Origin of the sequence: Pseudomonas sp. MS15a(2019) (genome assembly GCF_013277805.1) — a bacterium.
Classification (GTDB): Bacteria; Pseudomonadota; Gammaproteobacteria; order Pseudomonadales; family Pseudomonadaceae; genus Chryseomonas; species Chryseomonas benzopyrenica.
Map to the genome: position 1 here is coordinate 169,801 of NZ_VBTN01000009.1, position 20,544 is coordinate 190,344.

13 protein-coding genes and 1 tRNA gene are annotated in these 20,544 nt (G+C 65.1%); 4 read left to right on the plus strand and 10 right to left on the minus strand.

Annotated features, from left to right (window positions below; all coding sequences use genetic code 11):
• The first annotated feature begins 59 nt into the window (after positions 1–59).
• Positions 60–1,643: a peptide chain release factor 3 gene (locus tag FEZ61_RS13550; RefSeq protein WP_064307861.1), complete on the plus strand. Its 1,584-nt coding sequence runs from the start codon at positions 60–62 to the stop codon at positions 1,641–1,643.
• 74 nt (positions 1,644–1,717) lie between these two features.
• Here the strand turns inward: FEZ61_RS13550 and rmuC are convergent, their stop codons facing one another.
• From rmuC to recC, 4 genes are all read right to left on the minus strand, one after another.
• Positions 1,718–3,301, minus strand: coding sequence for a DNA recombination protein RmuC (gene rmuC, locus FEZ61_RS13555; RefSeq protein ID WP_173149043.1), 1,584 nt, complete (start codon positions 3,299–3,301; stop codon positions 1,718–1,720).
• A 73-nt stretch (positions 3,302–3,374) separates the two neighbouring features.
• On the minus strand, positions 3,375–5,456 hold the full coding sequence (recD, locus tag FEZ61_RS13560) for an exodeoxyribonuclease V subunit alpha (RefSeq protein WP_242455163.1): 2,082 nt from the start codon (positions 5,454–5,456) through the stop codon (positions 3,375–3,377).
• Positions 5,449–9,111 (minus strand): exodeoxyribonuclease V subunit beta, encoded by a 3,663-nt coding sequence (gene recB / locus FEZ61_RS13565; RefSeq protein ID WP_173149045.1) that lies wholly within the window; start codon positions 9,109–9,111, stop codon positions 5,449–5,451. The genes recD and recB overlap by 8 nt, the downstream gene beginning before the upstream one ends.
• On the minus strand, positions 9,108–12,539 hold the full coding sequence (gene recC, locus FEZ61_RS13570; RefSeq protein WP_173149047.1) for an exodeoxyribonuclease V subunit gamma: 3,432 nt from the start codon (positions 12,537–12,539) through the stop codon (positions 9,108–9,110). The genes recB and recC overlap by 4 nt, the downstream gene beginning before the upstream one ends.
• 182 nt (positions 12,540–12,721) lie before the next feature.
• Here recC and FEZ61_RS13575 point away from each other — a divergent pair, with 182 nt between their 5' ends.
• Positions 12,722–13,219, plus strand: a complete 498-nt coding sequence (locus tag FEZ61_RS13575; RefSeq protein ID WP_173149049.1) for a hypothetical protein — start codon at positions 12,722–12,724, stop codon at positions 13,217–13,219.
• A 13-nt stretch (positions 13,220–13,232) separates the two neighbouring features.
• Here the strand turns inward: FEZ61_RS13575 and yacG are convergent, their stop codons facing one another.
• The 5 genes from yacG to pilB form a co-directional block, all read right to left on the minus strand.
• Complete coding sequence (gene yacG, locus FEZ61_RS13580) at positions 13,233–13,430, minus strand: DNA gyrase inhibitor YacG (RefSeq protein ID WP_173149051.1); 198 nt, start codon at positions 13,428–13,430, stop codon at positions 13,233–13,235.
• The gene (gene coaE / locus FEZ61_RS13585) at positions 13,427–14,038 is read right to left on the minus strand and encodes a dephospho-CoA kinase (protein WP_173149053.1); all 612 of its coding nucleotides are present in this window, start codon (positions 14,036–14,038) and stop codon (positions 13,427–13,429) included. The genes yacG and coaE overlap by 4 nt, the downstream gene beginning before the upstream one ends.
• Complete coding sequence (locus tag FEZ61_RS13590; protein WP_173149055.1) at positions 14,035–14,907, minus strand: A24 family peptidase; 873 nt, start codon at positions 14,905–14,907, stop codon at positions 14,035–14,037. Before FEZ61_RS13590 ends, coaE begins: the two co-directional genes overlap by 4 nt.
• Positions 14,907–16,124, minus strand: coding sequence for a type II secretion system F family protein (locus tag FEZ61_RS13595; protein ID WP_201973606.1), 1,218 nt, complete (start codon positions 16,122–16,124; stop codon positions 14,907–14,909). The genes FEZ61_RS13590 and FEZ61_RS13595 overlap by 1 nt, the downstream gene beginning before the upstream one ends.
• A 209-nt stretch (positions 16,125–16,333) precedes the next feature.
• Positions 16,334–18,028, minus strand: coding sequence for a type IV-A pilus assembly ATPase PilB (gene pilB / locus FEZ61_RS13600; protein WP_173149057.1), 1,695 nt, complete (start codon positions 18,026–18,028; stop codon positions 16,334–16,336).
• A 212-nt stretch (positions 18,029–18,240) separates the two neighbouring features.
• Between pilB and FEZ61_RS13605 the strand changes: the two genes are divergently transcribed.
• Entirely contained in the window at positions 18,241–18,705 is a 465-nt protein-coding gene (locus tag FEZ61_RS13605; RefSeq protein WP_173149059.1) for a pilin, read from the plus strand.
• A gap of 207 nt (positions 18,706–18,912) precedes the next feature.
• On the opposite strand, the gene FEZ61_RS13610 is transcribed toward FEZ61_RS13605, so the two are convergent.
• Positions 18,913–19,911, minus strand: coding sequence for an SDR family oxidoreductase (locus tag FEZ61_RS13610; protein ID WP_173149061.1), 999 nt, complete (start codon positions 19,909–19,911; stop codon positions 18,913–18,915).
• A gap of 289 nt (positions 19,912–20,200) precedes the next feature.
• Here FEZ61_RS13610 and FEZ61_RS13615 point away from each other — a divergent pair.
• Positions 20,201–20,276 (plus strand) — tRNA-Thr (locus tag FEZ61_RS13615).
• Positions 20,277–20,544 lie beyond the last annotated feature (268 nt).

The following is a 20,544-nucleotide window of genomic DNA, read 5'->3' on the forward strand; positions in this document are numbered from 1 at the left end:
GTGGGGCTGCGCTCTGCTATACTCCGCCCCCTCTTTTTTCTTCCCGCCCAGGTTCATCCATGACCACCCAGGCCGCCGAAGTCGCCAAGCGCCGTACCTTCGCCATCATTTCCCACCCCGACGCGGGCAAGACCACCATCACCGAAAAGCTGCTGCTGATGGGTCAGGCCATCGCCGTCGCGGGTACGGTGAAGTCGCGCAAATCCGATCGCCATGCGACTTCCGACTGGATGGAGATGGAAAAGCAGCGCGGCATCTCCATCACCACCTCGGTGATGCAGTTCCCCTACCGCGAGCACATGATCAACCTGCTCGACACCCCCGGCCACGAAGACTTCTCCGAAGACACCTACCGCACCCTGACCGCGGTGGATTCGGCGCTGATGGTGCTTGACGGCGGCAAGGGCGTCGAACCTCGCACCATCGCCCTGATGGACGTCTGCCGCCTGCGCGACACCCCCATCGTCAGCTTCATCAACAAGCTCGACCGCGACATCCGCGACCCCATCGAACTGCTCGACGAGATCGAGGCGGTGCTCAAGATCAAGGCCGCGCCCATCACCTGGCCGATCGGTAGCTATCGCGACTTCAAGGGCGTCTATCACCTCTCGGACGACCGCATCTACGTTTACACCCCCGGCCATGGCCACGAGCGCATCGCCACCAAGACCATCGACAAGCTGGACTCCGACGAGGCCCGCGCGCACCTGGGCGATCTCTACGACCGCTTCGTCGAGGAGCTGGAACTGGTACAGGGCGCCTGTCACGAATTCGATGGCGAGGCCTTCCTGCGTGGCGAGATGACCCCGGTGTTCTTTGGTACCGCCCTGGGCAACTTCGGTGTCGACCAGGTGCTCGACGCCGTGGTGGACTGGGCCCCGCGCCCGCTGTCGCGCGCCGCCCACGAGCGGGTGGTGGAGCCGGTGGAAGAGAAATTTTCCGGCTTCGTGTTCAAGATCCAGGCGAACATGGACCCCAAGCACCGCGACCGCATCGCCTTCATGCGCATCTGCTCGGGCAAGTACGAGAAGGGCATGAAGCTGCGCCACGTGCGCATCAAGAAGGACCTGAAGATCGCCGACGCCCTGACCTTCTTCTCCAGTGAGCGTGAGCACCTGGACGAGGCCTTCGCCGGCGACATCATCGGTCTGCACAACCACGGCACCATCCAGATCGGCGACACCTTCACCGAAGGTGAGCTGCTGGGCTTCACCGGTATCCCGCACTTCGCCCCGGAACTGTTCCGCCGCGTGCGGCTCAAGGATCCGCTGAAATCCAAGCAGCTGCGCCAGGGTCTGCAGGAACTGGCTGAGGAAGGCGCCACCCAGGTGTTCTTCCCCGAGCGCAACAACGACATCGTGCTGGGCGCGGTGGGCGTGCTGCAGTTCGACGTGGTCGCCAGCCGGCTGAAGGAAGAATACAAGGTGGAGTGCGCCTACGAGGCCATCAACGTCTGGTCGGCGCGCTGGATCGAGTGCGATGACAAGAAGAAGCTCGAAGACTTCAAGAACAAGGCCTTCGAGAACCTGGCGGTGGATGGCGGCGGTCACCTCACCTACCTGGCGCCAACCCGGGTCAACCTGGCGCTGATGGAAGAGCGCTGGCCGGAGATCAAATTCCGCGCCACCCGCGAGCATCACTAAGCGCTATCGTCTTGACCGGTGCGCCTGATACCGGTCAGGCGTACCTGCCCTCCCCCTGAACCCGTAGCGCCAGATCAGCCCTGGTTGGAAGATTCGGCCGCGGCTTCCAGCTCGACCATCGTCAGCTCCAGCTCCGCCCGCTCGGTCCACTGACCGTCCAGTTCGGTGCGTACCGCCACGCCCAGTTCCTTGAAGTCGGCCACCTGCTTGACCAGGTTGCCCGGGCCGCCCACCAGTTGGCCGCAGGCCTTGCGATAGGCTTCGCCGGCCTTGTCCAGACTCTTGCCGATGCCGTCCATGCTGCCGAGAAAGGTACGCAGCTTGTCGTAGACCTTGCCCGCGCGCTCGGCCAGCTCGGCGGTGTGGCGATTCTGGTCCTCGAAGCGCCAGAGCTGGCGGACGATGTTGAGGCTGGTCAGCAGGGTGGTCGGCGTGGCCACCAGCACGTTCTGCTCGATGGCGCGCTGGAACAGGCTTTCGTCGGCCTTGAGCGCTTCGACGAAGGCCGATTCGATGGGAATGAAGAGAAAGACCATCTCCGGCGAATTCAGCCCCGGCAGGCTGAAGTACTCGCGATCGGCCAGCTCGCGGATGCGGTCGCCCACGGCGCGCACGTGCTCGCCCAGGGCCAGGCGACGCTCGCCTTCGTCCTCACTGTTGACGTAGCGGGTATAGGCATTGAGCGACACCTTGGCGTCCACCACCAGGTGCTTCTTCTGCGGCAGATGGACCAGCACGTCCGGCCGTCGCCGCCCGGTCTCGGTGGTGAAGCTGCGCTCGCGGACGAAGTCGCGACCCTCGCGCAGGCCGGAACGCTCCAGCACATTTTCCAGGATCAGTTCACCCCAGTTGCCCTGGGCCTTCTTCTGGCCGCGCAGGGCGGTGGCCAGGTCATGGGCTTCCTGAGTGATCTGGCGGTTGAGCTCCTTGAGGTCGAGCAGTTGCTGGCCAAGGGCCGCCTGCTGCTGGACATCCTTGTGGTGGATGTCCTCGACCTTGGCGCGAAAGCCTTCGATCTGCTCGCGGAACGGCCGCAACAGCGCATCTAGCGATTGCTGGCTGTGCTGGGCGAAGGCCTGGCCCTTGGCGTCGAAGATGCGTCCGGCCAGTTGCTCGAATTCCAGCTTGAGTTGCTCGCGACTCTCGCGCAGCAGCAGCTGCTGCGCCTGGAAGTGTTCTTCCTTCTGCTCCAGGGTGGTCCTGAGCGTCGCATGCTCTTCGGCCAGGCGCGCATGGCGCTCCTGTACCTCGGCGTGCAGCTGTTGCTCGCGGTGCTGGCGTTCGCGCAGTTCGGCGAGCTGCTCCTGGCTACCCTGCAGCTGGGCGCGGGCGGCCTCGGCCAGGGCGTGTTGTTCGGCGGCCTGCAACTGGGCCTGGCGGGTCTGCTGGCGCAACTCGGCTTCCAGCTCGCGATTGGCCTCCAGTTGGCGCTGCAGGGCGGCGGTGCGTTCGCGCTCGGCGCCCAACTCCACCACCTGGCGACCGTTGGCCAGCTCGGCCCGCTGCAGGTCGTCGCGCAGCATGTCGTAGCGCTCGGCGGCGCTGTCGAGTTGCTGTTGCAGATAGCGCTGGCGCCCGGTCAGCCAGACGGCCGAACCCGCCCAGCCGGCCAGCAGCAACAGGGGAAGCACAAGGGAAACGAAAGGCAGGGAAGTCATGGCGCTCTCATCGCGGACGGCTCCCCTCACCTTAGGCAGGCGCAGGAGGAGCGTCCAGCGTTTATCTGTACATTTACACAGTGTTTCGCAAATCCAGGTCCAGGCCACTGACACGGCGGACTCGACGGGCCACGGCCTCGGCGAAGATGCCGCCGCGGGCCTCGATCAGGGTGAAATCATCGCGCGCCCGGGTGATGCCGGTATAGACCAGCTCCTTGGTCAGCACCGGACTGAGCTGCTCGGGCAGCAGCAGCGCGGTGTGGGCGAATTCCGAGCCCTGGGACTTGTGCACGGTCATGGCGAACACCGTGTCCACCGCCGCCAACCGGCTGGGCAGGACGAATCTCAGACCGCCGCTGCCATCGCCGCGGGGAAAGGCGACCCGCAGGACCTTGCGCCCCGGCTGATTGGCGTCCGGCAGGCAGAGGGTGATGCCGATGTCACCGTTCATCAGCCCCAGGCTGTAGTCGTTGCGCGTCACCAGCACCGGACGGCCTTCGTACCAGCCGTGCTCGCCCGTGAGCAAACCGGCGGTCAACAGGGCGTTGGCGATGCGCAGATTGAGGCCCTCCACGCCCCAGGGGCCCTTGCGCACGGCGCAGAGCAGCTGGAAGTCGTCGAAGGCGGCCAGCACCTGGCCGGCCCAGCGCGTCCAGACCGGATCCTCCAGCACGCTGTCGAGTTGCGGCCGCGTCTCATGCAGGACCTCAAGATAATGACGATAGCCACGGGCGCGCCCACGTCCTTCCAGTACCAGACGCTCCAGGGCGCGATCCTCCGGCCCCTTGAGCAGCACCCGGTGCAGGTCGGCGTAGCCGCCGTCGACCAGCACCTGCTGCGCGCCCATGCCGTCCTGGGCATTGACCCGGCGCGCCAGTTGGCCGATACCGCTGCCGGCGCCGAAGCGGCGCGAGCGCCTGAGCATCACCACCTGCTGGGCCAGGGCGTCACCCTGGTCGTCGCCGACCGCCAGCGCCGCCTGGGCCAGCGACTGGCCACTCACCCCTTCCAGCCAGGCCCGGGTGGCCGGACTGTAGCGTCCGGCTTCGGCATCCCGGCAGAGATCGCCCAGCACCGCGCCCGCCTCCACCGAGGCCAGCTGGTCCTTGTCGCCGAGCAGCACCAGTCGCGCCCGCGGCGGCAGGGCCGCCAGCAGGCTGGCCATCATTTCCAGGTCGATCATCGAGGCTTCGTCCACCACCAGCACGTCCAGCGGCAAGGGATGCCCGCGGTGATGGCGGAAGTGACGGGTATTGGGCCGACTGCCCAGCAGCCGGTGCACCGTGGTCACTCCCGTAGGGATGTGCCGGCGCAGTTCGTCGTCCACCGGCAGGCGACTGACCTGGCCGCCGATGGATTCGGTGAGCCGCGCGGCCGCCTTGCCCGTGGGCGCGGCCAGGCGGATACGCAGGGGCCGACCGGCCGCCACCGCCGGCGCCTGGAGCAGCGCCAGCAGCCGTACCACGGTGGTGGTCTTACCGGTACCGGGGCCGCCGGTGACGATGCTGAAGGCACCACGCACCGCCAGGGCGCAAGCCAGCTTCTGCCAGTCGGGTTCGCCGCCCGCGTCGGGGTCCGGCGGAAACAGCCGGTCGAGACGCTCGGCGAGATCCGCCGGCAACGGCTCCGGGGTGGCCAGGCGCTGGCGCAGGCTGGCCGCCACCGCACGCTCGTAATTCCAGTAGCGGCGCAGATAGAGGCGCTCACCGCCGAGCACCAGCGGTCGCTCCGGACAGCTGCCGTCGGCATCGACCAGCACGCTGGCCAACAACGCCTGCCGCCAGGCCTCCAGGGTATGGCCGTGCAGCAACTGCGACGGCAACAGCGAGGTGCGCGCCTCGTCGCCCTCGGGCGGCAGCGACAGGGCGGCATCGGGATTGCGCAGGGTGGCGGCGAGATCCAGGCAGACATGGCCATGGCCGAGCTGATGGCTGGCCAGGGCCGCGGCCAGCAGCACCGCCGAGTCGCCCTGGGGCTCGAGCTCACCGAGAAAGCTGGTGAAGGCCCGGTCCACCTGGCGCAGCCAGCCGCGCTGCACCCAGAGCTCCAGCAGGCGAAAGAGGTCATCGCGCTGTTCGAGCGGTGCCAGGGGGCGCTCCTGGGCCAGGGACGCCAGGCGCAGCAGCCGTTCGGTAGCGGGGCTGAAATCAGACATGGGCAATCTCCGCACCGCTGAACAGCAAATCCAGGGTCTCGATCAGGGCCTGGGCGGGACGCTCGACGAAGACGCCGTGGCCGGCAGGATCGCAGCCGCGCAGGAAGAGGTAGACGGCGCCGCCGAAGTGGCGCTCGTAGCTGTAGCCGGGCAGCCGCGCCTTGAGCAGGCGGTGCACGGCCAGGCTGTAGAGCACGTACTGTAGGTCGTAACGCTTGGCCAGGACGGCGGCTTCCATGGCCGCGCGGGTATAGGCGCCGGCCTCGGCGCCCAGCCAGTTGGACTTGTAATCCACCACGAAATAGCGCCCCTCGTGCTCGAACACCAGGTCGATGAAGCCCTTGAACAGACCATTGAGCTGGCCCGGCTCCAGCATCGGCCGTGCCTGGCCGCCATGGGTGCCGCGGCGGACCAGATCGTCAAGCCGCTCCAGATCGACGCCATGGGTGGCGAACCAGAATTCCATCTCCACCTGATAGCGCGCCAGTTCGCCCAGGCGCTGGCCTCCCCCCGGCAAGGGCAGCGGCAGCTCCAGCAACTGGCGCAGCCAGCCCTGCAGGATGGGAATCCAGTGATTCCAGCCGCGTCGCTGGCAACGCCGGGCGATCAGGTCGTCCAGCCGCTCGGGCGCGGCCTGGATGGCGGCGAAGCCTTCTTCGCCGACCCACTCCAACAGGCTGTGCAGGAAGGTGCCCGGACCGGGGCCGCGGGGAAAGCGATGAAGGTCTTCGCCGGCCGCGGGCTGGCGAGCCTCGTCCGGGGCGAGACGGTCATCGTCGAACAGCTTCTGGGCCGCCGGGGTGTCCAGGTCCAGCTCCAGGTTCAGCTGGCCTTCCTCCCGCGCTTCGCCCAGACGCGTGCCGATGCGCAGGGCGCTGTAGGAGGCGATCCACCAGTCCTCGCGGGCCGCGCGACGGGCCGTCAGCGCCCTGAGGGTCACCGGAGCCTCGCGGGCTTCGGGCAGCCGGGTCGGATCCGCCTCGGGCAGCGGCAGGATAAGGGTGTCGGATTGCGCGCCGATCAGGGTGGTCAGAGCGGTGCCCAGGGCCGCCGAACTCGCCAGGGGCTCGCCGCCGGTGGCCAGGTAGCCAAGGGCACTGCGGGCGAAGCCGGATTCCTTGCTGCGCCCGCGCTTGAGATCGGCCACCCCGACCCAGCAGGCATGGCGGGCCCGGGTCAAGGCGACATAGAGCAGGCGCAGGTCTTCGGCCAGGCGCTCGTCGTCGGCGCGGGCCAGTTCCTCGGCGGAGGGCTTGAAGGTACGGCGCAGCTGGCCCTGGTCGTCGTGATAGCGCAGCGGCAGGCTGGCGCCCTCCTCGGCGCGATAGGCGCAGGCGAAGGGCAGGAACACCAGCGGATACTCCAGGCCCTTGGACTTGTGCACCGTCACCACCTTGACCAGCTCGGCGTCGCTCTCCAGGCGCAGGATCTGTTCGTCGGCGGCCCCCTGGGCGGCCAACTGCTCGGCCAGGTGGCGGATCAGCGCCTGTTCGCCGTCCAGCTCGCCAGCGGCGCGCTGCAGGAGCTCGGCGAGGTGCAGCAGATTGGTCAGCACCCGCTCGCCGTCGGCGCGGGCCATCAGCCGCTGCGGCAGGCGGAAGTCCTGCAGCAGGCGGCGCAACATGGGCAACACGCCCTGAGTGCGCCAGAGCTGGCGATAGCCACGGAATTGCAGCACCCGCGACTCCCAGGCCTGCTCGTCGTGGTTGAGGGCGTCCAGCTCGGCCAACGGCAGGTCGAGGGTCAGGCTGCCCAGGGCCGCGCGCAGCCGGCGATCCACATCGGGCTCGGCACAGGCCTTGAGCCAGTCCAGCAGGCAGCGGGCCTCCTGGGCGGTGAACACCGAATCCTTGTCCGACAGATAGACGCTACGCACCCCACGGCGCACCAGGGCCTGGCGGACCGCCTGGGCCTCGCTGCCGGCGCGCACCAGGATGGCGATATCGGCGGGCCGCAGCGGCACCAGTTCGCCGTCTTCACGGCGAAAGCCAGCCTTGCCCTCGGCGGCCAGGCTCAGCAGCCGGACGATCTCGCTGGCGGTGCTCTCGGCCAGGGCGGCGCGATAGGCGGTACCGGCCAGCGGCTCGTCGCCCGCCAGTTGCCAGAAGGTCAGAGCTGCGCCCGGTACGCCGTCAATCTCCAGAGCTTCGCGCCGGCCCTGGGCACGGACCGGTTCAAAGGGCACCGGATTGTCCTCGCCCTGGCGGAACAGGAAGGCGGCGCGCGGTGCCGTCATCTCGCCATGCTGGAATACCTGGTTGACCGCCGCGACCATGGCGGCGGTGGAGCGGAAGTTGGTGTCCAGCGAATGCAGGTGGCCGGCATTGGCGCGGCGGGCCTGTAGATAGGTATGGATATCGGCGCCGCGGAAGGCATAGATGGCCTGCTTGGGATCGCCGATCAGGAACAGCCCGGTGCCCTCGCCCGCGCCGTAGACGGTGCTGAAGATGCGGTACTGCACCGGGTCGGTGTCCTGGAATTCGTCGATCAGCGCCACCGGAAACTGCTCGCGGATCAGCGCCGCCAGCCGCGCCCCGGCGCCATCGGCCTGCAGTGCCCGATCTAGACGGGTGAGGATGTCGTCGAAGCCCAGCTCGGCGCGGCGCAGCTTCTCGCGCTCGAATTTCTGCTGCACCCAGGCCGCGGCGTGTTCCAGCAGGGGCACCTCGGGGCTGGGCAGCTCGGCCAGTTGCCCGGGCAGGCGCGCCATGGCCGCCAGGGCCGGATGATCCGGCGGGCTGGCCTTGGTCCAGACCTCGGCGAAGCCCTCCTCGGTCAGCCGGGTGAAGCCGGTGCCGATATCGAGGTCTTCACTGGTGGGGTTGTCCGCCCAGGCGACCAGCTTGTCGCACCAGGGCCCGAAGAATCGCTTCTGCAATTTGCGACCATCGACCACCTTGGCGTCGCAGCCGGCCTGGCAGAGATCGCGCAACTCTTCCGCCCACCGGGCCCAAGGCGCCTTGAGCCTGGCCAACCGCACCTGGCGTTCGGCCAGGGCGGTGGTCAGCAGCGTGGCAGGCTCGCCCTGGGGTGCGCCCAAGGCCTCGCTCAACAGGGGCCGCAGGCGCGCAGCCAGGGCGCGGGGTTCGCCCCAGTGCTCGATCACCCAGTCCAGCGCCTCGCCCTCCAGCGGATAGCAGAAGCGCCGCCAGTAGTCGCGCACCACCTGGGCGAGTAATTCACTCTGGTCCTGCTCCAGGTTCTGCACGAAGAGACTGCCGCTGTCGAAGGCGTGCTCGCGCAGCATGCGTTGGCACCAGCTGTGGATGGTGGAGACGGCCGCCTCGTCCATCCACTGGGCGGCGATGTCCAGGCGCCGGGCGCAATCGGCCCAGGCCTCGGCGGGAAAGTCCTCGCGCAATTCGGCAAGCAAGGGATCGGGCGCCACGATCTCGTCACGGAAGAAGCGCGCCGCCTCGGCCAGGCGATGGCGAATGCGGTCGCGCAATTCCTGGGTGGCGGCCTCGGTAAAGGTCACCACCAGGATCTGCGGCGGCAACAGGTCGCGGCCAAAGGCCGTCTCGGACGTACCGTGGCCCAGCACCAGACGCACATAGAACGCGGAGATGGTGAAGGTCTTGCCGGTGCCGGCACTGGCTTCGATGAGCTGATTGCCCTGCAGCGGAAAGCGCAGGGCGAGCGGACGCTGGCTCATGCCTGTCCCTCCCCACCAACCACCTGCCAGCCGGCGGTATGCACCGGCGCATAGAGGGTCTGGCACCAGCCGTCGAATTCCTCGTCGGCCAGCAGCGCGGCGAAATCCGGATACTGCCGACGCAGCGCCGGATGGGTCGCCGCCTCGCCCTGATAGGCCTGCTCGGCCGCGACCAGGGCCTTGTCCGGCTCATTGGCCAGCCAGGCGAAGGCGGTGCGCGGCGCCACTGGCAGCGGACGCCGCTGGCCCAGTGCCCAAGCGTCCAGCAATTCATCCAGCTGCCGCCGGGCCAGCTCGGCGTCCAGCGGCGCCAGCAACAGGGTCAGATCGGTCGCCACCACCGCGGTGGTCAATTTCAGGCCACCCGCCGCAGCGACCAGATGCTGCACCCAGGGCCGTAGCAATCGGTGCCATTTGCGGGTACGGGTGCTGCCCAGGCCATTGGCCTGAGCGGTCAGGGCCAGCAGCCCTTCAGGACCACGACGCAGGCGTTCGAGGTTGGCCACCAATTGCAGCGCTTTGTGTTCGAGATCCAGGGTCACGGCCTCTTCCAGGGGTTCGGGCCAGCGTAGCGTCAGGGCCTCGACCTGGGCGACCACGGCAGGCAGAGGCTCGCGCAAGGCCCGCCCGGCCCGTTCGCCAAAACCCGCCAGCGGCAAGCGACCACTGCCGCGCAGGCGCTCCGCGGCGGCCATGAGCGCCTGGTCGGCCTCGGCCGGCTCAGCCAGTGCCGCCGTCAGCAGGTCTTCGCCCAACTGGTAGCGGGTCAGGGCATCCAGACCGAAGGGCTCTTCATCTTCCGCCGGCGCATCGGGCGCCGCGAAATGCACCTTGAGTCGATTGGCGAAGAACAGATCCACCGGTCCGCGCAGAAAGCGGGCGAGATCATCGAGGCCCAAGGGCTCTTCGGGTACCAGCAGCGGCAGCAGGGCATCCTCGTCGCGCGTGGTGCGGTCATGCACGCCCAGCCATTCAGCGGCAAAGCTGAAATACCCACGTTCGCCGCGGAAGTAACGGGCGCTGAAGGGTTGCAGCGGATGCTCCTGGGTCAGGGCCGCCAGGAGGCGCTCCGGCTCCTCTTCATGCCCCGCCAGCCGCCAACCGGCCTGGAGATGGTCACGCAACTGGGCGACCAGCACCGACGGCGGGCGCTCGCTGTTGTCGCGGATGCTGCGCCCCACCCAGCTGACATAGAACTGATCGCGCGCCGAGAGCAGCGCTTCCAGGAGCAGATAGCGGTCGTCCTCGCGCCGCGAGCGGTCACCGGGGCGATAGTCCTGGGCCATGAGATCGAAATCCAGCGGCGACTGGATGCGCGGATAGGCACCGTCGTGCATGCCCAGCAGACAGACCACCCGGAAAGGAATGGCGCGCATGGGCATCAGGGTGCAGAAATTGACCGCCCCGGCGAGAAAGCGCTGGGCCAGGCCCCCGCTGTCCAGTCCGGCCAGCCAGGCCTCGCGGACCACGGTGAGCGGCAGCTCTTCGTCCAGGGAGACGTCCTCGCACAGTTCGAGCCAGCGCTCGCGTAGATTTTCCAGCTGCTCCAGCAGGTATTCGTCATGCTCGTCCTGGGCGCTGAAGAACAGCGCCAGCAGCGCCTGCAGGCGGGCGCCCCACTCCGCCGGCCGGGCCGGCTGGGCCAGCGCCGCCTGGGCCGCATCCAGCGCATCGAGCAGATCCACCAGCGGCCCGACCAGCGCCGCGTCCAGGCCACCCACCTCGTCGAAGGGCTCGATATCGCCCAGGGCGGCGCCGCTACCCACGGCGTAGCCCAGCAGCATGCGCCTCAGGCCGAAGCGCCAGGTGTTCTGGTTCAGGCCTTCGGGCAGGTCGAGGCGACTGCGCTGCTCGGCATCCAGCCCCCAGCGCACGCCGGCGCCTTCCAGCCAGAGGTGCAGGGTCGGCAGATCGCCCTCGCGCAGGCCGAAGCGGGCACGCAGCGCCGGGACGTCCAGCAGATCGAGGATCTCGCTCAGGGCGAAGCGGCTGTCGGGCAGCTGCAGCAGATGCTCCAGGGCGATCAGCAGGGGCTGGAAACCGCGCTGGTGCTGGTCGGCCAGGCTAAAGGGAATGAAGCGCGGATCCTGGCGGTCGAGCTGGCCGAACACCGCACGGATGTGCGGCGCATAGGCGTCGATGTCCGGCACCATGACGATGACGTCGCGCGGTCTGAGGCTGCCATCGCTGCTGAAGCGCGCCAGGAGCTGGTCGTGAAGGATCTCCACTTCGCGCTGCGGACTGTGGGCCACATGGAAGCGCATGGACCTGTCGCGCGCCGGATCCACTGCCGGCCAGCGTTCGCGGGTCTCGCTCAGCGGACGCAATTCGAGGATGTCGTCCTGCAACTGGCCGAGCAGATGCTGGGGTTCGGTGTCGGCAAAGAGGTCGATGCGTCCGCCGTTGAGGTCCTCGAACAGCCGACGATAACCGTCGGGCTCGTCGAATTCGTCCAGCAGATGAATGTAGTCGCGGCCCTGCTTGCCCCAGCTCGCCAGCAGCGGCTGACCATGCTGGTGCAGCGCCTCGGCATCCAGGGTCTGGGGCATGCCCGGCTTGCGCTGCTGGCGTCGGTAGTTCTGCCGCAGGAGATCTTGGTCGGCAACGATGTCTGACCAGTGGTGGCGACAGGGATTGTGTACGCAGAGCAGCACCTGGCTGAACTGGGCCAGGGCAGCCAGAGCTTCGAGGGTCTGCGCCGGGATCGCCGACAGACCAAAGATCACTACCCGCCGCGGCAGACCGGCCGGCGCTTCGGTAGCCGCCCGCATCACCTCCAAAAAGCGCCGGTGCACGCCGGCCCGGCTGCGGGCCAGACCACCATCGCCCACATCGTCCAGCAGCGCCCGCCACAGCTGCGCCTGCCAACGGCAACTTTCCGGCAAGGGACGCCGACCGTCGCGCAGGCTGGCCAGCAGATCGCGACCCGCCGCCCAGTCGTTGAGCCAGTCGGCGCGATAGACTTGGTAGCCGTCATAGAGATCGGCCAGGCGCTCGGCCAGCTGGTATCTCTTGCGCAGATCGCCGTCGTCGTCGAGAAAGCGCCGCAGCGCAGCGAAGTCTGGCTGCAGGAGCAGCGTTGGCAAGAGCCGCATCAGGCGCCAGGTCAGGGGCGCGCGGTCCAGCGGCGAGGATGGCGGTACCTGGTCACGACCCAGTACCTGGCGATAGGTCCGCCAGAGAAAGGCCGCCGGCAACTGCACCTCAAGGGCTGCGGCCACCCCGCAGCCACCCTCGTCGTCCCCGCGCGGATCCTCGGCCAGCGCCAGCTTGAGCCATTGGGCGATGCCATTGCTCTGCACCAGCACCTGTTCGTTTTCCAGTGGCGCCAGGGGATAGCGCCGCATCCAGCCGACCGCCAGGCCGCGCAGCTCTTCGAGCCGGTTGCCGTGTACCACCATGAATCCGGGAGTGAGCGCCTCGGACATCCTACGCCTCGCTGTTCGCTGTCTGCGGCCAGGGTAAGGATCACCCGCGCCGGATACCAGTCCGCAATGTGCTGACCGACGCATGACGCAGCGCACAGCCGCTCCCGTCTTCCCGCCTGAGAAGAGGTTCCAGCCGGTAGACTCGGCCTCTATCGGCCGCTGGCCATCGACAGGATGTTTTCATGCGTTTCCTCGTTGCCCTTCCCCTGCTCCTGGGCGCTGCCCTCGCCCATGCCGATAACGGCGAACCCGTCGACTGCGCCAGCCTGCAGGCCCAGTTGCCATTGCCGCTGCTCCAGCAGACCTCCGGCCTGCCCCTGGCCTATGCCCGGCAGATCGCCGGCGGCTGCGCCTTCACTGATCGCGACACCGGCCAGCCGGCCAACTATCTGCTGGGCCTGTCGGCGGGCTACGAGAACGGTGGCAGGGCGCTGCCCAAACTGCGGCGACAGGTGCAATCGCTCAGCGAGCAACTGGAGTGCAAGGCCATCGACGGCCTCGGCGAAGGCGCCAGTGCCTGCAGCAAGCCCTTGCTGGGCACACAGGTGTTCTTTATCAAGCGCGATCGCATCCATACGGTGACGGCGTCGAGTCCGCTGGAATACGAAAAGCCCGAACTGGCGGCCAAGTTGCGTCAGGCAGCCCTGGCCACCGCCCAGGCGTGGACGCAACGGCTATAGAGGAAGGCGCGTCCTAGTGGCCGCGCCGATTAAGGTCTTCCGAATAGAGATCGTCTTCCAGCTCATTGCCCGGGATGGCATGTTCTTCCGCCGCCCAGGCACCCAGGTCGATCAGTTTGCAGCGGTCGGAACAGAAGGGCCGATTGGTGCTCTTTTCGCTCCATTCCACGGGTGCGCCGCAGGTGGGGCAGTCCACGGTGAGAGTGCTCATGCTTGGCCTCCGTCAAGGGTCAGATAAAAGGAATGCAGGCGCTCCACCTCGGTGTGGAGCGTGGCGAGATCGCCGTCGTTGCAGATGACGTCATCCGCCTTGGCCAGCCGCTCGGCACGCGGCAGCTGGGCCGCCAGGATGGCTCGTACCTGAGCCTCTTCCACTCCGTCACGGCGCATGGCTCGCTCAAGCTGGAGCGCTTCCGGCGCGTCTATCACCAGCCCGCGGCGAACCAGTGCCCGTTGCCCGGATTCGAACAGTAGCGGCGACACCAGGATGGCATAGGGCGACGCGGCCCGGGCCAGGGCCGCCAGGATCTCCTGGCGAATGAGGGGGTGCAGCAGGGCTTCGAGCCAGCGCCGCTCGGCCGGATCGGCAAAGATCGCGGCCCGTAGCGCCGCCCGGTCCAGGCTGCCATCCGGCTGCAAGACAGCCGATGAAAAATGCCCGGCGATCTCGACCAGTGCCGGTCGTCCCGGCTCCACCACCCAACGGGCGGCCTGATCGGCGTCGACACAGGTGATGCCCAACTGGGCGAAATGCTCGGCAGCGGCACTCTTGCCACTGCCGATGCCCCCGGTCAGGCCGAGGGTCCAGGCAGAAGTCATCGGAATCCGGCGAAGTTCAGGTACAAGCCGGTTATTTGATCACCCCAGAGCAAGGCAATCCACCCCGCCACGGCCAGATAGGGACCAAAGGGCAAGGGCGTGCTGGTTTCCGCCCGCCGTAGGCGCAAGGTGATGACACCCAGGATGGCACCCACCAGCGAAGACAAGAGGATGGTCAATGGCAGGATCTGCCAACCGCCCCAGGCGCCGAGCAGGGCCAGCAGCTTGAAGTCGCCATAGCCCATGCCTTCCTTGCCAGTAAGCAGGCGAAACAACTGGAACACCAGCCAGAGACTCAGATAGCCGGCTACCGCCCCCCAGACGGCATCGCCGAGGGTGGTGAACAGCCCGAACTGATTGGCGATCAACCCCAGCCACAACAGCGGCAGGACGATCATGTCCGGCAACAGCTGGTGATCGGCATCGATCAGACTGGCCGCCAGCAGCCCCCAGGTCAGCAGCAGAAAGGCTCCACCCTGCCAAGTCACGCCCAGATGCCAGATGACCCAGGCCGACAGCAGTCCACAGGCCAACTCCACCAGCGGATAGCGCAGGCTGATCGTCGCCTGGCAGCCCTTGCAACGACCGCGCAGGAGCAGATAACTCAGCACCGGCATGTTTTCCCAGGGCCGCACGGCACGCTGGCAGTGGGGGCAACGGGAAGCCGGTCTTGCCAAGCTGAAAGGCGCCTCGACCGGCTCAGCTGGCAACTCCAGCACCTCACGCGCCTCGGCTTGCCAATCCCGCCTAAGCATCACCGGCAGGCGATAGACCACCACATTGAGAAAGCTGCCCACCAGCAGCCCCAGGAGCAGCGCGCACAGCGCCGCGGCCAGCGGCGCGCCAGCCAGCAACTCCAGCGCCGCCATCAGACCACCGAGCCGAGCTGGAAGATGGGCAGGTACATGGCAATGATCAAACCACCGACCAGGACCCCGAGGACCGCCATGATCATCGGCTCCATCAGGGTGGTGAGGTTGTCGACCATGTTGTCGACTTCGTCTTCATAGAAGGTCGCGACCTTGGACAGCATCTCGTCCAGAGAGCCCGACTCCTCGCCGATGGCCGTCATCTGGATGGCCATGGACGAGAACACCCCGGTAGTACGCATGGAAAAGTTGAGCTGCATACCGGTGGAAACATCGCCCTTGATCTTCTCCACGGCATTGCGGAATACCACGTTGCCGGTCGCACCAGCCACCGAATCAAGAGCATCCACCAGCGGCACACCGGCCGCGAAGGTGGTAGCCAACGTGCGGGCATAACGGGCAATGGCCGACTTATAGAGAATGGAGCCGATCAGCGGGATCTTAAGTAATCCACGGTCCGTGGCGTCGCGAAACTTTTCCGATTTCTTGTAGAAGTGCCGCAGGACGAAAGCCAGTACGAAGATCCCGCCCAGTACCAGCAACCACCATTCCTGCAAGAGCTCGGAAATGGCGATGACCATAAGGGTGAACGCCGGCAACTGAGCACCGAAGCCTTCGAACACTGACTGGAACTGAGGCACTACCTTGATCAACAGAATGGCCGAGACGATCACCGCGACGACGATAACCGCCGCCGGATAGGTCATGGCCTTCTTGATCTTCTTTTTCAGCGCCTCGGTCTTTTCCTTGTAGGTGGCCACTCGATCCAGCAAGGTCTCCAGGGCACCGGATTGCTCGCCAGCGTCTACCAGGTTGCAATAGAGATCGTCGAAGTATTGAGGCTGCTTGCGCAGGGAATTGGCCAGGCTGTTACCCGCGGCGACATCCTGCTTGATGTCGTCGACCATCTTGCGCATGTTGGGATTGTCGAAGCCTTCGCCAATGATGTCGAAGGCCTGCAGCAGGGGCACACCCGCGCTCATCATGGTCGCCAGCTGTCGGGTGAACAGGGCGATATCCATGGGCTTGATCTTCTTGCCCTTGCCGAACAGCGACACCGACTTCTTGCGCACCCGGGTCGGATTGATACCCTGCTTGCGCAACTGTGCCTTGATCAGCGCAGGATTCAAGCCCGTCATCTCGCCCTTCACCTTGGTCCCTTTGCGATCGGTCCCCTCCCAGGTGAAGCTGCCCATCTTGATAGCTTTATCGGCCATGGCCTCGACTCGTCAAAGGCTCGGCCCGCCGTGGCGAGCCCGTCAAAAGAATGCTCTTTTCAGAGCCGGTTGCCGCTTTAAAGGCAAGCATCGCGCCAAACAGCGACAGTCGCCACGCCCGACATATCCGAGGCTTGCAGCGAGGATCGACCAACGCTCGGATAAAGTCCCCTCTCCCTCAGGGAGAGGGTTAGGGTGAGGGAAAACCGCTAGTCCTTGGTCACCCGATTGATCTCTTCCAGACTGGTAATCCCCTGCATGGCCTTCACCAGCCCCGACCGCCGCAGATCATTGAAGCCCTCTTTGCGCATCCGCGCTGCGATCTCGATGGAGTTACCCTCCTCCATGATCATCTGCTGCAGCGCCGGGGTGACCTTCACCACCTCATAGATACCCACACGTCCGCGATAACCGGCATTGCAGTCCTCGCAGCCAATGGGTTGGTAGAGGGTAAAGGTACCGATCTCTTCCTCACGGAATCCCTCAGCTAGCAGCGCCTCACGAGGTACCTCATGGATTCTCTTGCATTTATTGCACAGCTTGCGTGCCAGACGCTGGGCAATGATCAGGTTGACCGAAGTTGCCAGGTTGAAGGCCGGCACGCCCATGTTACGCAAGCGGGTCAGGGTTTCCGCCGCGCTGTTGGTGTGCAGGGTCGACATCACCATGTGACCGGTCTGGGCCGCCTTGATGGCGATCTCCGCCGTTTCCAGATCCCGAATCTCACCGACCATGATCACGTCAGGATCCTGACGCAGGAAGGCCCGTAGCGCCTGGGAGAAGTCGAGCCCTTGACGAGGATTGACGTTGACCTGGTTGATGCCTTCCAGGTTGATCTCCACCGGGTCTTCCGCGGTGGAAATATTGATGTCTTCGGTATTGAGGATATTGAGGCCGGTATAGAGGGAGACCGTCTTGCCCGAACCGGTCGGCCCGGTCACCAGAATCATCCCCTGCGGCTGCTTGAGCGCCTGCAGGTAGAGCTCCTTCTGCACATCCTCATAGCCCAGGGCATCGATCCCCATCTGGGCGCTGGAGGAATCCAGAATCCGCATCACGATCTTCTCGCCCCAAAGGGTGGGCAAGGTGTTGACGCGGAAGTCGATGGACTTGGTCTTGGACACCTTGAGCTTGACCCGCCCATCCTGGGGTTTGCGCCGCTCAGAGATATCCATATTGGACATCACCTTGAGCCGCGCGGAGATCCGCGATACCAGCTGCACCGGCGGTCGCGCCGCCTCGTGGAGGACGCCGTCAGTGCGGAAGCGCACCCGGTACATCTTTTCATAGGGCTCGAAGTGCAGGTCGGACGAGCCCTTCTTGATGGCATCGAGCAGCATCTTGTTGACGAACTTCACCACGGGCGCATCGTCGGCGTCGGTACCGGCTACGGCTTCCTGCGGCCGCTCGCCGCCATCGGCTTCCAGATCAAGATCGATATCGCCTAGGTCTAGGCCACCCGTGCCGGTGTCCAGATATCGCTCAATGGCTTGGTGCAGCTTGTCGTCCTCGACCAGCACAACCTCGACGGCTAGCTTGCTGCCAAAGGACACATCATTGATGGCCTGCTGGTTGGTAGGATCGGAAAGCGCGATGAAAAGCTTGTTGCCTCTTTTGCTCAAAGGCAGGAAGTGATGCTGCTGCATCAGCTTCTCGTTGACGATGTCCTTGGGTAGCTGCTCCTTGTCGATAGCCGCGAGATCAAGAAAGGGCACGCCGAACTCTTGAGCAGCCAATTCGGCCAAAGGCCGGCTCTGCACCAGCCGCTGCTGAACGAGATAGGTCACCAGTGGCACCTTGGCCTGCTTGGCCTTGACCACCGCCTGCTGCGCTGCCGCCTCCGCCAGCAACTGCGCATCCACCAACTGGCGCGCCAGTCCCGACAGCATCACCGTCTCGTTCATCGTTGTTCCTACCCTTGGCTACAGCAGGCGTTATAGCACCCCCCAGACCGCCCGCAAAATGGCGCCAGACAGCTGACATTTTTTGTCACGTGCTGCCCCTTTATTGACGCCTACCACATAAAAAACGTGCTGCAGTCGCCACTTTTCTTTGGCACGGCCTGTGCTATACCTGAAACAGGCACGTTGGCCTGATCCAACCTCGGAGATTTGGAATGAAAGCTCAGAAAGGTTTTACTTTGATTGAATTGATGATCGTTGTAGCGATCATCGGTATTTTGGCGGCAATTGCTATTCCGCAGTACCAAGATTATACAGTCCGGTCGCAAGCGGCAGCGGCACTGGCTGAAATCACACCTGGCAAAGTAGCTTTTGAACAGGCGATCAACGAAGGGAAGACTCCATCCACTACAGCTTCTGATGCTGGATTTATTGGCATAACGGCCTCTACTACATATTGCGGCGTAACTGTAGACGGCACCAAGATTGAGTGCACTACCAAAGGTGGAAATGCAGCCAACTTTAATGGCAAAAAGATTGCCTGGAACAGAGATGCAAACTCTGGCGTTTGGACATGCACTACTGATCTTGCGGCGAAGTATCGACCGGGCAGCTGCGGTGTGACCACGAGCACTGGTACTGGTACTGGTACTGGTACTGGTACTGGTACTGGCAGTTAAAATACGTTATTGAAAAATGCCTCGCCTGCGGGGCATTTTTTTACGAAACTTATGCACAAAAATTTCGCCAATAAATCAAACCCCTCAAAGTTAAAACCCAAAGGAATCTAAAAAGCACTAATAAGTCGCTACACCACACAAATCTACGACTGAAAGCCAAGAAATTAATAGATTCAGACAAACTGGCCACCCACCAGTATTGGTAGATTACGGCATCCCCTTCCCCCCAAACGCTCCCACTACAGTCCCCGTACTAAAACTCGCATCCTCCTCCGCAAGCGCCACATAGAGTCCCGCCAACTCCGCCGGCTGCCCTGCCCGACCGAGCGGCGTGTCCTGCCCGAACTCCTTCATCTGTCCTTCCAACTGTCCACCCGCCACCTGCAGCGGCGTCCAAACCGGACCCGGCGCCACGGCGTTGACGCGAATGCCCTTCTTGGCCAATTGCTTGGCCATGCCCTTGGTGAGATTGAGGATGGCGGCCTTGGTCGAGGCGTAATCGATCAGCTCTTCACCAGGATCGTAGGAATTCACCGAGACGGTATTGATGATGCTGGCGCCCGGCGGCAGGTGCGGGATGGCGGCCTTGCTGAAGCGGAAGACGTGATAGACGTTGGTCTTGAAGGTCCGGTCGAATTGCTCGTCGGTGATTTCGAGGATGTCGGCCTTGCTCTGCTGGTAAGCCGCGTTGTTCACCAGGATATCCAGGCCACCGAGTTGCTGGATGGCCTTGCTCACGACCTCTTCGCAATTCTCCTGGGTACGGATATCGGCCGGCAGGGTGATGGCCTTGCGGCCGGCCTCCTGGATCAGCTTGACCACTTCCTGGGCGTCGGACTCTTCGGAGGGGTGATAGTTGATGGCCACATCCGCCCCCTCGCGGGCGAAGGCGATGGCCACGGCGCGACCGATACCGCTGTCGCCGCCGGTGATCAGCGCCTTGCGCCCGGCCAGGCGACCCGAGCCGTGATAGCTGGTCTCACCATGGTCGGGGCGCGGCTCCATCTTGCTGGTCAGCGCCGGCCATTCCTGGCGCTGCTCCTTGAAGGGCTCGCGGGTGTACTTGGTCCGCGGGTCCTGTAGCGGCTTGGCGGGACGGGTCGTGCTGGTGCCTTCCTGGGCAACGGCAGCGCCCGAAGCTGCAGCGGCTAGCCCCACGGCGGAGCCGACGAGGACATTACGACGGGTGAGGGAGTAATCGGTCATCGTGGCTCTCCGCATGGGCAGCTATCAGCTTGCAGTATGGGTGGGGCGAAGCTGCGGCAAGGCTGGATCCGCGAAGGATTAGGTATGACGACTTCGATAAAGGTTTCCTGAATGAGCCATACCCTGACCACTGACCTTCCTCTCGACCAATATCGTCAGGCCGGGAGGCGTTGGCGAACCCCAAATTCGCAGCAGGCAGCAGTGCGACACATCGCCACAGGCCGTCGCACAGGGGCAGCGACCAGGCTTGCATAGCAGATAACCGAAGACTTATCATTGAAAGCTTCGTGCCGGTGTAGCTCAGTTGGTAGAGCAGCGCATTCGTAATGCGAAGGTCGTAGGTTCGACTCCTATCTCCGGCACCATCCTTCCGCGTCGTCCTCTCCCATCTTTCCAAAGCCTTCAAGGCCTTAGCCGCCTTGGGCCGCGCCTTCCTGGGTCGCTTGCCAGTCGCTCCCCCTGCCTTCGAGCAGCCCGTTACCTGCTCCGAGAACTGGCGACTCCGCAACCCTCGACTACTCTTACCCAGCGCATGACAGTGCCTTACCCCGCCTGTTTTCGGCTTTCTCGACGACCGATAACACCTGAACAGCGGCTGACCAAAGGGTCGAATATCCAGCCCCTCTGTGGCAC

What these genes read in the sequence shown, in the direction of transcription:
- FEZ61_RS13575 (WP_173149049.1), top strand. Translation starts at nt 12,722, where the DNA reads ATGCGTTTCCTCGTTGCCCTTCCCCTGCTCCTGGGCGCTGCCCTCGCC.
- recC (WP_173149047.1), bottom strand. Translation starts at nt 12,539, where the DNA reads ATGTCCGAGGCGCTCACTCCCGGATTCATGGTGGTACACGGCAACCGG.
- FEZ61_RS13550 (WP_064307861.1), top strand. Translation starts at nt 60, where the DNA reads ATGACCACCCAGGCCGCCGAAGTCGCCAAGCGCCGTACCTTCGCCATC.
- yacG (WP_173149051.1), bottom strand. Translation starts at nt 13,430, where the DNA reads ATGAGCACTCTCACCGTGGACTGCCCCACCTGCGGCGCACCCGTGGAA.
- recB (WP_173149045.1), bottom strand. Translation starts at nt 9,111, where the DNA reads ATGAGCCAGCGTCCGCTCGCCCTGCGCTTTCCGCTGCAGGGCAATCAG.
- FEZ61_RS13610 (WP_173149061.1), bottom strand. Translation starts at nt 19,911, where the DNA reads ATGACCGATTACTCCCTCACCCGTCGTAATGTCCTCGTCGGCTCCGCC.
- FEZ61_RS13595 (WP_201973606.1), bottom strand. Translation starts at nt 16,124, where the DNA reads ATGGCCGATAAAGCTATCAAGATGGGCAGCTTCACCTGGGAGGGGACC.
- recD (WP_242455163.1), bottom strand. Translation starts at nt 5,456, where the DNA reads ATGTCTGATTTCAGCCCCGCTACCGAACGGCTGCTGCGCCTGGCGTCC.
- rmuC (WP_173149043.1), bottom strand. Translation starts at nt 3,301, where the DNA reads ATGACTTCCCTGCCTTTCGTTTCCCTTGTGCTTCCCCTGTTGCTGCTG.
- FEZ61_RS13590 (WP_173149055.1), bottom strand. Translation starts at nt 14,907, where the DNA reads ATGGCGGCGCTGGAGTTGCTGGCTGGCGCGCCGCTGGCCGCGGCGCTG.
- FEZ61_RS13605 (WP_173149059.1), top strand. Translation starts at nt 18,241, where the DNA reads ATGAAAGCTCAGAAAGGTTTTACTTTGATTGAATTGATGATCGTTGTA.
- coaE (WP_173149053.1), bottom strand. Translation starts at nt 14,038, where the DNA reads ATGACTTCTGCCTGGACCCTCGGCCTGACCGGGGGCATCGGCAGTGGC.
- pilB (WP_173149057.1), bottom strand. Translation starts at nt 18,028, where the DNA reads ATGAACGAGACGGTGATGCTGTCGGGACTGGCGCGCCAGTTGGTGGAT.